This window comes from Gemmatimonas sp. (genome assembly GCF_036405635.1).
GTDB lineage: Bacteria > Gemmatimonadota > Gemmatimonadetes > Gemmatimonadales > Gemmatimonadaceae > Gemmatimonas.
The window spans coordinates 24,091-38,211 of the sequence record NZ_DASWXE010000233.1 but is presented as its reverse complement, the minus strand read 5'-3'; the positions used below and the strand labels follow the sequence as shown (position 1 = coordinate 38,211).

Annotated in this window: 15 protein-coding genes; 5 read left to right on the top strand and 10 right to left on the bottom strand. The window is 64.5% G+C overall.

What is annotated here, in order from left to right; translation table 11 throughout:
- Positions 1 to 284: 284 nt before the first annotated feature.
- On the top strand, positions 285 to 641 hold the full coding sequence (locus VGE27_RS19585) for a four helix bundle protein (RefSeq protein WP_414653589.1): 357 nt from the start codon (positions 285 to 287) through the stop codon (positions 639 to 641).
- A gap of 144 nt (positions 642 to 785) precedes the next feature.
- Here VGE27_RS19585 and VGE27_RS18400 read toward each other — a convergent pair whose 3' ends face one another.
- Positions 786 to 1,775 (bottom strand): hypothetical protein, encoded by a 990-nt coding sequence (locus VGE27_RS18400; RefSeq protein ID WP_331051143.1) that lies wholly within the window; start codon positions 1,773 to 1,775, stop codon positions 786 to 788.
- Positions 1,776 to 1,855: 80 nt separating this feature from the next.
- Between VGE27_RS18400 and VGE27_RS18395 the strand changes: the two genes are divergently transcribed.
- Positions 1,856 to 2,581 (top strand): MIP/aquaporin family protein, encoded by a 726-nt coding sequence (locus tag VGE27_RS18395; RefSeq protein WP_414653590.1) that lies wholly within the window; start codon positions 1,856 to 1,858, stop codon positions 2,579 to 2,581.
- Positions 2,582 to 2,801: 220 nt separating this feature from the next.
- Here the strand turns inward: VGE27_RS18395 and VGE27_RS18390 are convergent, their stop codons facing one another.
- The 3 genes from VGE27_RS18390 to VGE27_RS18380 are packed head-to-tail and all read right to left on the bottom strand — an operon-like array spanning position 2,802 to position 5,263.
- Positions 2,802 to 4,019 (bottom strand): tRNA guanosine(34) transglycosylase Tgt, encoded by a 1,218-nt coding sequence (locus VGE27_RS18390; protein WP_331051141.1) that lies wholly within the window; start codon positions 4,017 to 4,019, stop codon positions 2,802 to 2,804.
- The gene (locus tag VGE27_RS18385) at positions 4,016 to 4,639 is read right to left on the bottom strand and encodes an HD domain-containing protein (protein ID WP_331051140.1); all 624 of its coding nucleotides are present in this window, start codon (positions 4,637 to 4,639) and stop codon (positions 4,016 to 4,018) included. The genes VGE27_RS18390 and VGE27_RS18385 overlap by 4 nt, the downstream gene beginning before the upstream one ends.
- A gap of 51 nt (positions 4,640 to 4,690) precedes the next feature.
- Positions 4,691 to 5,263, bottom strand: coding sequence for a YqaA family protein (locus tag VGE27_RS18380; RefSeq protein WP_331051139.1), 573 nt, complete (start codon positions 5,261 to 5,263; stop codon positions 4,691 to 4,693).
- A gap of 75 nt (positions 5,264 to 5,338) precedes the next feature.
- Here VGE27_RS18380 and VGE27_RS18375 point away from each other — a divergent pair, with 75 nt between their 5' ends.
- The 3 genes from VGE27_RS18375 (at position 5,339) to VGE27_RS18365 (ending at position 9,269) form a co-directional block, all read left to right on the top strand.
- On the top strand, positions 5,339 to 6,250 hold the full coding sequence (locus tag VGE27_RS18375) for an ABC transporter ATP-binding protein (protein WP_331051138.1): 912 nt from the start codon (positions 5,339 to 5,341) through the stop codon (positions 6,248 to 6,250).
- Positions 6,247 to 7,038, top strand: coding sequence for an ABC transporter permease (locus tag VGE27_RS18370; RefSeq protein ID WP_331051137.1), 792 nt, complete (start codon positions 6,247 to 6,249; stop codon positions 7,036 to 7,038). The genes VGE27_RS18375 and VGE27_RS18370 overlap by 4 nt, the downstream gene beginning before the upstream one ends.
- Positions 7,039 to 7,160: 122 nt before the next feature.
- Positions 7,161 to 9,269, top strand: a complete 2,109-nt coding sequence (locus VGE27_RS18365) for a M28 family peptidase (RefSeq protein WP_331051136.1) — start codon at positions 7,161 to 7,163, stop codon at positions 9,267 to 9,269.
- A gap of 91 nt (positions 9,270 to 9,360) precedes the next feature.
- Here VGE27_RS18365 and VGE27_RS18360 read toward each other — a convergent pair whose 3' ends face one another.
- The 6 genes from VGE27_RS18360 to VGE27_RS18335 form a co-directional block, all read right to left on the bottom strand.
- Positions 9,361 to 10,203 carry a carboxypeptidase-like regulatory domain-containing protein gene (locus VGE27_RS18360; RefSeq protein ID WP_331051135.1) on the bottom strand — a complete coding sequence of 281 codons (843 nt, stop codon included), beginning with the start codon at positions 10,201 to 10,203 and terminating at the stop codon, positions 9,361 to 9,363.
- Between the two features lie 80 nt (positions 10,204 to 10,283).
- A complete protein-coding gene (locus VGE27_RS18355; protein WP_331051134.1) occupies positions 10,284 to 10,577 on the bottom strand; it encodes a YciI family protein in 294 nt (97 codons plus the stop codon).
- Positions 10,578 to 10,617: 40 nt separating this feature from the next.
- The gene (locus VGE27_RS18350) at positions 10,618 to 11,415 is read right to left on the bottom strand and encodes a carboxypeptidase regulatory-like domain-containing protein (RefSeq protein WP_331051133.1); all 798 of its coding nucleotides are present in this window, start codon (positions 11,413 to 11,415) and stop codon (positions 10,618 to 10,620) included.
- Positions 11,416 to 11,428: 13 nt separating this feature from the next.
- Positions 11,429 to 12,283 (bottom strand): carboxypeptidase regulatory-like domain-containing protein, encoded by an 855-nt coding sequence (locus VGE27_RS18345; protein WP_331051132.1) that lies wholly within the window; start codon positions 12,281 to 12,283, stop codon positions 11,429 to 11,431.
- 112 nt (positions 12,284 to 12,395) lie between these two features.
- Positions 12,396 to 12,830, bottom strand: a complete 435-nt coding sequence (sufU, locus tag VGE27_RS18340; protein ID WP_331051131.1) for a Fe-S cluster assembly sulfur transfer protein SufU — start codon at positions 12,828 to 12,830, stop codon at positions 12,396 to 12,398.
- A gap of 18 nt (positions 12,831 to 12,848) precedes the next feature.
- Positions 12,849 to 14,096, bottom strand: coding sequence for a cysteine desulfurase (locus VGE27_RS18335; protein ID WP_331051130.1), 1,248 nt, complete (start codon positions 14,094 to 14,096; stop codon positions 12,849 to 12,851).
- Between the last annotated feature and the right edge of the window lie 25 nt (positions 14,097 to 14,121).

The following is a 14,121-nucleotide window of genomic DNA, read 5'->3' as shown; positions in this document are numbered from 1 at the left end:
TGTGGCGACGACGTTGTTGTTGCCGGCGTTGCAGTCGGGCGGGATTGCGGGAGGCGTGGGGCGGGTGGTGGCGAAACGGCAGTAGCGGGTCGCGGGGAGGCGGGTTTGGGGATGAACTACCGGGTTACGAGACTTGGGTCTCAGGACTCGCGTCCCGCAACCTGCGACTCGGCAGTTCACCTCCAAACCCGCCTCCCCGCGACCCGAAACCCCAAGTAGTTCCGCTCCCCCACGCAGCTTTCTGATGACGCACCTCAGCGCCAACTATCATATCGTGCGCCGTCATGCAGTCATTCGAGAATCTCCACGTATGGCGGGAAGCTCACGCGTTCGCCGTCGATATCGCAGCTCACAAGGACCCGCGCATCACGCGACATGCCGACTGGTGGCGCCAACTCCGTCGCGCAGCCGAGTCGATTCCCGCCAACATCGCGGAAGGCGCTGCATTTGATTCGCGCGCGCAGTTCGCGCGATTTCTGACCATTGCAATCGCTTCTGCGCAGGAAGTTCACAATCACTTACTACTGGGGCGGGACACGCAGCGACTACCGATCTCGATCGCTGCACCGTGGATCGAACAGGTGCAGCGGGTGCGGAAGATGCTGATTCGACTGCTGCGGGCGGTAGAGAGGAGGGGGTGACGGGCCGCGGGGAGGCGGGTTTGGGGGTGAACTACCGGGTTTCGAGGCTTGGGTCCCGGGACTCGCGTCCCGCAACCCGCAACCCGCAACCCACAACTCGGCGGTTCAACCCCAAACCCGCCAACCCCGCGACCCCAAACCGCCCTACTTGAGCGTCCCATCCAGCTCCGCCCACACCTTCCGCACCGCCACCGCCCCCTGCTGATCCGCGAGGAACCAGTCGCTGAGCGATCCCCACTTGGCCTGCTTGATCGCATCGTCCATCGTCAGTCCGGACGCCTTGAGTCGCTTCACTTCCGCGATCACGCTTACGATGGCGTCGCGGAACGTCACGAGCTCCTCGCGCGACACTTTGCGGTCCTCGATGAAGCCGTGACCCGGGATGAACCAATCCACATCCTTGAGCGCGAGTGACGCATCGATGGTCTTCACCCATTCGCTCGGGTACGCTGACCGCATCGCCGGGAACACCCGATTGAGATAAGCCTCGCTCATGAAGAGGATTTTCTCCTTCGGGAGCTGCACCATGAGATCACCGCCGGTGTGCGCGCGGCCCAGGAAGAGCACCTTCACGCTCGTGGTGCCCACGTTGATGGTTTCTTCGTTACCCGTCATGGCCTTGGGCGGCACGACGACGATGCGACCGCCCGTTGCCGCTGCGGAATCGCGCTTGAGCTGGGCCAGCGAGTTCGGGTGCACAACATAGGTGATCCCCTTCGGCAGCACGCTGTTGCCGGCCGTGTGATCACCATGGTCCGAGCCGACGATGTACCACTTGATGGGTAGTGGCGTCAGCGTCTTGATCTTGTCGACCATCGTCTGCGTGGCTTCCGGCGAACCCTGTCCGTCGGCGATGAGCACGCCGTCGCGACCGATCACCACCAGACTCACCGTCGTGAAGCCGGGCTGCCGGATCTCTTCGTAGCCGTAGACGTTGTCGGCGAGCTTCACGAAGCGCGGGAATGCGCTGAGCGGCACACCGCGCTTGGCAGGATCGGCGGTGCGGACCACGGCCTGCGCCGCGAGGGGATTGCCGCCGGCCGAAACGGCCGTAGCGACCAACGTGAGAGCCAGCGCAGAGGGCAGAATGGAGCGGGCGCCGGCCACGAAACGGGAGGGAAGGGTACGTGGCATTCCGCGAAGATGCCGCGGGGGATACAATCTTCGCCACCCTCCTCCACCCGCGAACCGTGAGTTACGCCATGCCGGCTGGCCTGCCGCAGACCGTGATCGGTGAATATCTGGGCACGCTCGTGCTCATCCTCCTCGGCAACGGCGTGGTGGCCGGCGTGTTGCTCGAGGAATCGAAGGCACGAAATGCGGGATGGATCGTGATCACGGCGGGTTGGGCTTTCGCGGTATTGTCCGGCGTGCTGGTGGCTACCGCGCTTGGGGCACCAGGGGAACTCAATCCCGCCGTCACGATCGCCAACGTGATCGGTGGCACGCGCACATCCGCCGATGCCATCGCACACATCGCCGCACAACTGCTCGGCGCGATCAGCGGCGCGAAGCTGGTGTGGTTGCACTACCTCCCACACTGGCGCATCACGCACGACCAGGGACGCATCCTCGCGTGTTTTTCCACCGGGCCGGCCATCCGCACGCCCGGCGCCAACCTGCTGAGTGAAGTCATCGGCACGTTTGTACTCGTGCTGGTCGCCACCTCCATCGGAGCGGCGGCTGCGGCTGGCGCAACTCCAGCCACCAACCTCACGCCGGCGCTGGTGGCCGCGCTCGTGTGGGGCATTGGCCTCTCGCTGGGCGGCACGACGGGCTACGCCATCAACCCGGCGCGCGATCTCGGGCCGCGCATCGCGCACGCGCTGTTGCCCATCGCCGGCAAGGGATCCAGCGACTGGGGCTATGCCTGGATTCCCGTGCTCGGTCCGGTACTTGGTGCGTCGTTGGCGGCGTTGCTCTGGGGCGCGCTCAACTGAGTGGTGGTGAGTCGGCGGAGTGAAAGGGCAACTGCATGGGCGCCGCTTTGCGGCGCGATAACCGCATGATGGGAAGGGAAAACCGCAGGAAAGAACAAACAAAAAATCTTTCTTGCTGTTGTATGCAGTCGCCCTTCTCTCCCTTCAAATCATGCAGTTTTCGCCGCGCAGCGGCCAACGCAGTAACCCTTCAATTCCTTCCAGGTCCATTCCGCTCTCTTCAGTCCCGCCCTTTCCGCCGATAGCGCGCCAACCACTCCGCACTCCACGACGCGAACACGCCATCCCGCAGCGCACCCCGCGTCTCCCGCATCAGCTCCATCAGGAACGTGAGGTTGTGCAGTGCCAGAAGCCGCGGCCCGAGTGGCTCTTCGGTGACCATGAGGTGCCGCAGATAGGCCCGGTCGTACTGTGTGCACGCCGGGCACGGACATGAGTCAGTGAGTGCACGACGGTCGGTGCGATTGCTGCTCTTCTGCACCTGTGTCTTGCCGTCCCGCGTGAACACCGTGCCGTGACGGCCCATGCGCGTGGGCGCGACGCAGTCGAACAGGTCCATGCCACGCGCGACGGCTTCCAGCAGATCGTCGGGAAAGCCCACGCCCATGAGATAGCGCGGCTTGTCCGCGGGCAGCAGCGGCGAACACACATCGAACGTGTCGTACATCGCCTCCTTGGCTTCGCCCACCGACAGTCCGCCGACGGCCACGCCCACCCAATCGCCTGTGCCGAGGATGCCTTCGATGGAAGCACGGCGCAGGTCGGCATACGTGCCACCCTGCACAATGGGAAAGAGCGCCTGTGGCGGCGCCACGCGATCGCGCTCCACATCGGTCGTGGCCAACGCCGGGGCGCCATCGGGTACGCGCAACGCACCGATCGGCGCACGCCCTTCACGCGACAGGCGATCGAACTCCACGCGGCATCGTTCCAGCCAGCGGAGGCTGCGCTCCATGGCGGCACGCGAGGCATCGAAGGACGAACCACCTTCGATCAGCTCATCGAGCTGCATGATGACGTCAGCACCGATATTGCGCTCGATCTGCATCACCTTTTCCGGCGTGTAGCGGTGCCGCGAACCATCGAGCTTGCTGCGGAACTCCACGCCGTCCTCCGTCACCGTGCGATAGCGCGACAGTGAGAACACCTGATACCCGCCCGAGTCGGTGAGCATCGGACCATTCCAGCGTGCGAAGGCATGCACACCACCGAGGGCGCGCACCATCTCATCACCCGGACGCAGGTACAGGTGATAGGCGTTGGCCAACACCATCTGCGCCCCCGCATCACGAATCTCGTGCATCGCGAGTCCGCGCACCGAGGCATGCGTGCCCACCGGCATGAAGGCCGGTGTCTGCACCGCGCCATGTGGCGTGCGAAACTCCCCCAGTCGCGCCGCACCATTGGCATGACTGGTGCTGAAGCCAAACTCACTCACGCGTGGTCGCCATGCTGGGAACTCCGTTCCTGTTCATCGCGTTCACGCGCCCGCTGCTCCGTTTCGTCATCGAGTACGATGCGGATCGCGCGCAGGATGGGGTCATCCGTCGTGTAGCGCTGCCCATACTGCAGGTTGAAGCGGAAGTCGAACCCCTCCGGCATTACACCCTGATTGTGCTGCAGGATGGTCTCGAGCTTGTCGAGCCCCTTGGCGATCTTTGCTTCGGGCGACTGCGCCTGCTCATACTCGTCCCACAACGCCACGATCTCCTCACGCGCATTCACTGGCAGCGGAGCGACCAGTTGCAGCAGATCCTGTCGTTCCTGTTCCGCTTTGCTCGGCGCGCCGGCCTGCAGTACGGCAGAAATGTCGCCACTGATTGCCTCGCCCAGATCGTGGACGAGACAGATACGCAGCAGCTTGCCCACGTCGATGCCCGGAAACCGGGGCGCTACCACGAGCGCCATCAGGCAGAGCCGCCAGGTGTGTGCGGCGACCGTCTCGGGTGTGCCCGTCGATGTCCATGATGTGCGCGGCGAGTGTTTGAGTGACTCTGCTGCGCGCAGAAACTCGAGAATGCCATGCAGTTCGTCGGCCGGAAGTTCGGGATGCGACATGTACGAAAGAATTGCAGAAGACGGCGAAAAGTCAGGGCAATCAGGAGCGCATCAGGACGGCGGCGACCCGCGGTCACGCGTGTTGTCAGCAGACGCGCCCGTCCACCGCGCCACCGCCTGTGCACCGCCGTTTCGCACCAGCCAGGCCAGTGCCAGCGTGCGCGTGAGGCGCCCCGCCAGCAGCGCCGCCGCAAACGCCGCGAACGGCACCCCGATGGCCCCCGACGCGATACTCGTGAGTTTCGTGGAGAGAGGGCTCAGCGTGCTCGCCAGGATGGCCCATGCACCATACTCCGCCAGACGCGCGCGATACTCCGTGAACGCTTCCGGCGAGTAGTTGAAGAATCGCGCCAGCGGTCCTTCCAGCACGGAGAGCGCTTCGGCCCCGACCCAATACAGCAGGATGCTCCCGATGACGGTGCCCGCCGTCGCCACCAGTGCCAGCCGGTACGCGCGCTCAGGACGCGCCAGCGCCAGCGGCAGAAAAAACAGGTCGGCCAATCCCGGGAAAATGCACCCCTGCAAGAGGCCCCAGCCCAGCACTACGGTATTGGACCACCCGGCGTCGGCCCATTGGCGCAGCCGGAGCAGGAAACGGGTCAGGAAGGGCGGCGCCGACGACATTCTGGAAAGATAGTTTATCGGTGTGTCAGCTCCGACGGCCATATTTCGGCATCCCGCTCCGCTATCTTCGCAGTCGTGCTGGCCATCGACCTCCAGAATCTCACGAAACGCTACCGTCAGGTCACCGCTGTCCGTGACCTGACCCTGCAGGTGGCGCCCGGCGAAATCGTCGCATTCCTCGGCCCGAACGGCGCCGGCAAGACCACCACGATCGACATGATCCTCGGCCTTGCCCGACCGGATGCCGGCCGTGTGCTGGTGTACGGCTCGACGCCCGCTGAAGCCATCGCGCGCGGCGACGTGGCGGCCGTCATGCAGACCGGTGGCCTGCTCAAGGACTTCACCGTACGTGAGACCGTGCGCTTCACCGCGTCGCTGTATGCCACGGCCCGTCCTGTGGACGAGGTGATGGCACGCGCCGGCATCACGCACATCGCCGACCGGCTGGTGGGAAAATGCTCCGGTGGTGAACAGCAACGCCTGCGTTTTGCGATGGCGCTGCTGTCCGACCCAAGACTGCTCATCCTCGACGAGCCCACCACGGGTATGGACGTCGAAGGACGGCGGGATTTCTGGAGCGCGATTCGCGAAGATGCCGCGCGCGGTCGCACCATCCTGTTCGCCACGCACTACCTCGACGAAGCGGATGCCTACGCCGATCGCATTGTGCTCATCCGGGAAGGTGAACTGGTGGCCGATGGAACGACCGCCGAGATCAAGGCGCGGGCGACGGGACGCTCCATCCGCGCCACGTTGCCGGGAGCGGATCTCGCGCAGCTCGAGGCACTGCCCGGCGTGATTCAGGTCGAACAGCGTGGGGATTCGGTGCTGTTGCAGTGCAACGATTCGGACAGCGTGGCGCGGCATCTGCTGTTGCACACCGCGGCGCGTGATCTCGAAATCGTTGCGCAGAATCTCGAGGCCGCCTTCGTGGCGCTCACCACGAGTGACACCGATACGGCCCGAGCCATGCGGGGGGCCGCATGACCGCACCAGCGAATACGAGCCACAATGCGGATGCCGTTCGTGGTGTGCCGCCGATGGGTGGGTTCAATCTCACCGCGTTGGGACTTGAACTGCGACGGGTGCTGCGCAATCGGCGCACGGTGATCTTCACGCTGCTTTTCCCGAGTGTGTTTTTCTACCTGTTCGGCATGAACAACCCGGGTGTGCGGCGCGGTGGGAGCGTCGTGCTGGCCTATGTCATGATCAGCATGGCCGTGTACGGCGCCATGGTGGGCACGACGGCGGGTGGTGCCGCTGTAGCGGTGGAACGCAGCCTTGGCTGGAGCCGGCAACTGCGCCTCACGCCGCTCACGCCCGTGGCGTACATCAGCATGAAGGTGCTGAGTGCCATGACGCTCGGGCTCGTGGCCATCATGTCCACGTTCACCATCGGCGCGCTGGCCGGTGTCACGCTCACACCGCAGCAGTGGGCGCTGTGCGGACTCGCGGCGTGGGGCAGCTCGTGTGTGTTTGCCGCGTTCGGCCTGTTCATGGGTTTTCTCGTCCCATCGGAGAACGTCATGCAGTTCGCCGGGCCGGCCATGGCCATCATGGCCCTGTTCGGCGGCATCTTCATTCCCGTGGACAACCTCCCCGAAGCGGTACGCACGATCGCGATGTTCACGCCCATGTACGGCGTGGGACAACTGGCTCGCGCGCCGCTCTCCGGCGATTTCACGATGGGAGCGGTCGCCAGCGTGGTGGTGTGGGCCGTGATTTTTGGCTCCGGCGCCATGCTGCTGTTCCGTCGCGACACGCAGCGCGTGTAAGCAGCGCATTTCTCTCACTGATGAACCGTCCGTCACGGCGCTGCGAATGTCAGCGCGGACGAGGGTTCGTGCGTCACCATGACGTACGTCGTAGCAAGCGCAAGACCTTTACCCACCTCTCCATGAAATTCCTCGGCGCCCTCCTGGTCGCTGCCACGGTTGCCGCCCCTGCGCTCTCCGCGCAGGAGCGTGAAGACCGTACGCTCCTCACGCAGGAGCAGATGACCGCCATCATCAACGAAGTGTCCGGCGAGCGGGCCATGCACCACCTGCTCGAGCTCGTGCCCTACCAGCGCGTGCGTCCGCCTTCAGAGTACAAGGAACCGTTCCGCGAAAGCCGCGTCATCGAGCAGTTCGCGAAGGAGTACGGTTTCAGCAATGTGAAGACCGTGGTGTACCAGCAGGGCGGACAGGCCTGGCAGCCCACGCAGGGCGAGCTGTGGATGACCACGCCCAAGCTCACCAAGCTGTTCGATATTCACGACCTCGCGCTGGCACTGGCCTCGCTCAATGCGAACGGTGACTTCACGGCGGAGCTCATCGACGTCGGCGCCGGCCGCGCGCAGGACTTCGAAGGCAAGGACGTGAAGGGCAAGTTCGTGCTCTCGTCCGGTGCGACGGGCGCGGTGTACTCGCTGGCCATGCTGCGCGGCGCCATCGGCGTGCTCGGCATCAGCGCCATCGGCTACCAGCGCTCAGTGGACTTCCCGAATCAGATCGTGAGCAGCACGGTGCAGGCGCAGCCCGGCACGGTCGCCTGGTCGGTCACACCGGAAGTGCAGCGCAATCTCTCGGCGCTCATCACGCGCGGTGAGAAGATCACCATTCGCTCCATCGTGAAGAGCGAACAGGTGCCCATGAAGGCCGAGTACGTGTGGGCGCAGATCCCGGGCGATGGCAGCACCACGCAGGAAGTGGCCATCAGCGGCCACCTGTACGAAGGTGTGATCAAGCAGGGTGCCAACGACGACAACTCCGGTTGCGCGCTCATCCTCGAGATCGGCCGCGCGTACATCAAGCTGATCAACGAAGGCAAGCTGCCGCGCCCCAAGCGCACGATCAATTTCCTGTTCGTGCCGGAAATTCAGGGTACGAATGCGTTCTTCCAGGCCAACCCGGACAAGCGCAAGACGATCATCGGCACGCTCAACTTCGACATGGAAGGCATCCGCGTCGCGATGAGCCGCAGCTTCTGGATCCTGCAGCGCACGCCGGACACCTTCCCGTCGTACCTGAACGACATCGCGCAGAGCATGATGGAGTACATCGCCGACATCTCGCGCGAGCGCGTGCGTTTCCGTCGGTCGCTCTCCGGCTACGCGCCCACCCAGCCGGTGGAATCGCCGCGTGGCAGCAAGGACGCGTTCTACATCAAGATCGACAAGCACTACGGCTCCAGCGATCACGTGGCGTACATGACCAACGGCGTGCCGGCCGTCATGTTCATCACCTGGCCCGACATGTGGTATCACTCCACCGAAGACACGCCCGACAAGCAGGATCCCACGCAGTACAAGCGTGCGGCAGCAGTGGGTCTGGGTTCGCTCAGCGTGCTCAGCGTGGGCACCGACGAGATGGCGGCGCGAGTCGTGAACGAAAACCTCGGCCGTGGCCTGGCGCGTATGGGCGAAAGCCATGTGAAGGGGCTCGGCTACATGGCCGATGCCAAGGACGGCCCGACGCTCACGCGCGCGTATGCCGAAGCGAAGAACGCCATCCGCCACCAGACGACGATCGAAAAGGCCGTCGTGCGTTCGGCGAAGGTGCTCTGGACCGACACCACGCTGGGCGCCAAGCGTGTGGCTGGCTTCGAGCCGTTGCTCGATCAGCGCGCCACGTCGTTGCTCAATGAGGTGAAGGCGGCATACCAGATGCAGGCCGCGCAGCGCAGTGTGGCGGCAACGGAGCCGGTGCTCAGCGCCGATGAGAAGGCGGCTTCACTGCTGCGCGTCGAGTTGCCCACGGCGGCCAACGCTCCGGCGGCGCCGGCGGCTGGTGGTCCCGGTGGACCGGGCGGCGCGGCGCGTGGTGTCGGCGGCGCAGGTGGCCCGCAGTTGCCCGACGAGTTCAACGCCGAGTTGGGACTGCTGTTCCGCAAGGGTGTCACCGCGCTCGAGCTGCGTGACTTCCTGAGCGGGGAGTTCACGCCGCTGCCGATGGATCAGGTGATGGCGGTGCTCAAGGCGCGTGAAGCGCAGGGGCAGATCCGTCTGGTGCCGATCAAGAAGTGATTTCGCCTTGAGTCAGGCATACAATCGCCCACCGCGAGTTTGTCTCGCGGTGGGCGATTATCGTTCGTGCGGTATTCAACGGACTATGGTCTCAGCGTTGTGTCCACAGCACCAACGCGCCGCAAGGCGCATTGCCGCCACGATTGAATTCTGCGGGGAGTTGCGAAACCGTGTAATACTCAGCCGCGATGATCTTCTCTCCTCCAGCAAAGTTCGCGTCGAACAATGATTCGTTCAGGCGACTGCCATACCGCAGAATGCCGTCAATGATGATTTGCACATAGCAGGCCCCTGGAGCGCCAAGCAACCGATCCGTCGCGTCTCCGCTCGGCACTAGGTTAACAGAGATGGCGCCACGACCAACGGCGAAGGCTCGTCGGCCTCCATAGGCCATGAGCCGCAGGCCGGGAACCCGGGTAAGAATCACCGAAGCCCATTGCCTTGTGTCACCCATCGGATTGAGGACTGTCGAATCGATGAACCGACCAAGGCCCATGCGCCTCCGCTCCTCGAAGCCACGCAGATTCGGCGAGTTGGCAAGCGGATCTGCGCGGGTCTCGACGCGCTGCAATTCCGTGATCGGCTCCATTGTGATCTCGGCATCCTCGATGCCTGAAGCCGGGATGTCAAGCATCTCGGAGATTTCCTCAAAGCCTACGGCCCGCACGATGAATTGCTGCCGCCCCGCTGTCACGCTCAACGTAAAGCGGCCCGCCGAATCGGTACGTATGGACCGGGTACCTACCACGACTTCGGCGTTGGCGATCGGTCGGTTGCTCTGACTGGACAGCACCGCGCCTTGCACGCGGGTGTCCTGATGACAGCAGGACGCCACAATCGGTGGTGTCCCGGGCTGCGACATCGCGGCCAATGACCGATGTACCGGCTCGGCAGCAAACGGCAGCACGAACAGCAATGATTGAACCAGTAACATTCTGCCGTCCCGAGTAGCGGGGAGCCTGTCAAGAAAACAACGAGCGCGGCAACCAATGGCGCCGCGCCCTCAAGAACGATTTACAATCGGTCCAGATCTTCCTTGCCGATCACCGGCGCCCACGGCAGCAGCTCATACTGCGCCACGGAATGCTTGATGAACGGGTCGCCATCACGGATGCGGTCGAGCGAGGCGTGCACGTCATCATCGGGCACACGCAGCAGCAAGCCGCCGCCCGAACGTGGATCAAAAGGACCGGAAGCGATCAGCAGCCCCTGGGCCTTGAGTTCGCGCAGATAGGCACGGTGTTCGTCGACGTGCGGAGCCACCTCTTCGAACGGGCGGCGATAGCGGATGAGGGCGAGTGCGTACATATCAGCAATCGAATCGTCGCCAGCGGCTCCGTCAACTGGGTCAGTACTGCGTCCAGAGCATCAGCGTACCGCAGACGGCCGTTCCGGTACTGTTGTACTGCGGCGGCAGCTGCGACACGCTGTAGTACTCGGCCGCCAGAAGGCGGCCCAGTCCCAATCGTGTGATGTCGAGTAGCGATTCATCGGGTCCCCCACCGTACAGTCGGACCCCATCCACGATGACCGTGATATAGCAGGCAATCGGAGCCCGATTGGCCTGGTCGACCTGGTCTCCCCGCGGCATGCGGTTGAGCGAGACGATGCCGCGTGAACCCGCATACACACGTTTGCTGCCCACTGTGACTATCCGCAGTCCCGGAATGCGTTGCGGGAGCAGATTGCTCCAGAGCAGCGGATCCGGATAGCCCAGCTGGATGGAATCGAGGAAACGCCCTGTCCCGAACTTTCGCCGCTCCTCGAACGCGCGCAGGTTGGGTTTGCCCCTCAGTGGGTCCGCTCGGGTCTCGACCTGCTGCAATTCGGTGATTGGTTCGAGCGGGATCACCAGGTCGTCCAGACCGCGGCTCGTGACTTCCACCTCGATGCTGTGCTCGCGATGACCGATTGCGCGTGCCGTGATGCGCACGGGACCTGGTCTGGCCACCGTCAACGTGAAACGACCAGCGGAGTCACTGCGCACCTGACGGTCCGTACCGACGATGCTGACCTCCGCGCCGGCAACGGGCCGCTGTGAGACGGCCGCGCGAACCGTGCCGCTGATCGGCACGTCCTGCACAGTCCGCGCAGGGGACGGGGCGACCCAGAGCGGCAGGAAGGCGGTCAGCAATGCGAGGAGCATGGGCTGGGTGGGTTCAGTGCGTCCAGATCAACAACGTCCCACACGGCGCGTTGCCGTTTCTGTTGAACTCGGGAGGTGTCTGAGCCACCGTGTAAAACTCGGCGGCGGCCACGCGCGGAATGCCGAGCGTATTCACGTCGAGCAACTTCTCCGTCACCATGCTGCCGTAGAGCTGAATACCGTCGAGGACGATCTTCACGTAACACGCGCGCGGTGCCTTGAGAAAGGCGCTGTCGCTTATGTCACCGCGCGGTGTGTTGCCACCGATGGTACGCCCCCGTGATGACGCGAGAGACCGGCGACCGGAGTAGTTGACGAATTGAATGCTCGACACGCGCCGCACGATTTCCGTGGCCCAGTCGCGCGTGTCGTGCAGCGCGAGCTGCGTCGAATCCAGGAAGCGACCGATGCCCATTTTCCGTCGCTGCTCGAAGCCCTGCAGGTTGCGGGACAACGGCACTGCGTTCGCTCGTGTCTCGACCCGTCGAAGCTCGATGATGGGCTCCACCACCAGTTCCAGCTCTTCGATCCCTTCCTTGGGGACATCGAGGGCCTCCGAGATCTCCTGGAAGCCGACGGCGCGCACGACAAGCGTTTGGTTACCCACCGGTACATTCGCTATCGAGAAACGACCGTTCGAATCCGCGCGCGCGGACCGTGATCCGACGATGACTTCGGCGTTGCGGATGGGGCGTTCGGTGTTGGCTGCCAGCACGACCCCGGCAATGCGGACGTCCTGCGAAAGGCAGTGCGCGGTTTCATGAACCGCTTCGGGCGGGCAGGAGCGGGCAGGCGCCATGCCCGCGGTGGTCACGATCAATGCGACGGCGGGGAGCAGTGCCTTTCGAAACAGCGACAGGGACGCCATGCAATGGCCCGAGCGGGACAGGGGTGGGCGGACACCGCGACGCAATGCGATCAGGTTGGCGCCGGGAGAATACGATCCCTTCCGCTCGATAGCCAGTCGGCTCCGTCTGGCGCTAGGCCAGCGCTTCGCGCAGCGCCTGCCATGCCATGCGGGCACACCCATGCCGTCCCGCGAATGGGGTGACACCTCGCAGCGGCGAGAGTGTGGCGGGCAAGGCCACGTCCGCATCCCCAGTGGCCAGCATGCGGTCGATGGCATCCGCTGTCGCGAGCGCATCGCTCACACTGCCACCACATAGTGCGTCCGTCATCATGGACGCCGATGCGGTCGCCACCGAGCACCCGCGCCCCGTGAACGACACATCCACCAACTGCCCGCCATCCACGCGGACGAACACGCGAATCTCGTCGCCGCACACGGGATTCTTGAAGACCGCTGACGACGTGGCGTCGGACATCTCGCGGCGATTGTGCGGTGCGCGATGATGCGCCAGCAATGCTTCCTGGTACATCGCCGCGATGGACGCGGGACTGGCCTTGCCGCTCACCACTTCACCTGCGCTGGCTCAGGACGCCGCGGAAAACAGCGACTGCGCCGCCTGCAGCGCACCCACCAGGGCATCCACGTCGGACTCGTCGCTGTACACGTAGAACGACGCGCGAGCGGTGGCGCTCACCCCCAGCCGCCGCATGAGCGGCTGCGCACAATGATGCCCCGCGCGAATGCACACGCCATGCTGGTCGAGAATGGTGGCCAGGTCATGCGGGTGCACATCGGTCATCGAGAAGCTCAGCACACCACTGCGCTGCGCCACCGGCGGTCCGTACACGGTGATCCCCGGCAGCGCCGCCAGCTTCGACTCGGCGAGCGCCAGCAGCTCCAGTTCATGCCGGCGCACATTCACCATGCCCAGTCGCGTCAGGTACGTCACCGCTGCGGCGAGCCCGACGGCATCGGCCGCATTTGGCGTACCTGCCTCGAACTTGTGCGGCAGCACATTCCACGTGCTGTCGGTGTCGCGCACCCACTCGATCATGTCGCCGCCGTACTGATACGGCGGCATCGCTTCCAGCAGCGCGCGACGGCCCAGCAGGCAGCCACTGCCCATCGGACCAAGCAGCTTGTGACCGCTGAAGGCGTAGAAGTCCACATCGAGCGCGTCGAAGTTGACGGGGAGGTGCGGCACCGCCTGCGCGCCGTCCACCACGATGACGGCGCTCGAACGGGAGCGCACGATGCGCACCACTTCTTCGATGGGCGTGATGGCGCCCACGGCGTTCGACACATGCGTGACCGCGACGACCTTCGTGCGGTGATTCACCACCGACCGCAGCTGGTCGAGATCCACCGACTGATTGGCCGTCACCTCCACCACCCGCAACGTGGCGCCACTGGCCAGCGCCAACTGCTGCCAGGGTACGAAGTTGGCATGGTGTTCGAGCGCGGTGATGACCACTTCGTCGCCGGCGTGCACGTTGGCGCGCCCCCAGCTCGACGCGACGAGGTTCATGGCCTCCGTGGTGCCACGCGTGAAGATCAGGCAGTCGCTGTCCGACACACCCACGAACCGGGCAATGGTCGCGCGTGCCTCGTGGTACACATCGGTGGCCTTCGCCGACAGCGCGTAGGCGCCACGGTGTGGATTGGCGTTGGCTGTTTCATAGAACCCGCGCAGTGCATCGAGCACCGCGGTTGGCTTCTGTGAGGTGGCGGCCGAATCGAGATAGTGCAGCCCGGGGTTCGCGGCCAGCAGCGGGAAATCCGCGCGCGGCGCCAGCGGGGACAGCATCGACGAGGGCGTATGCGAATCCATCAGCAACCCGACTCCTGTAAGTCCT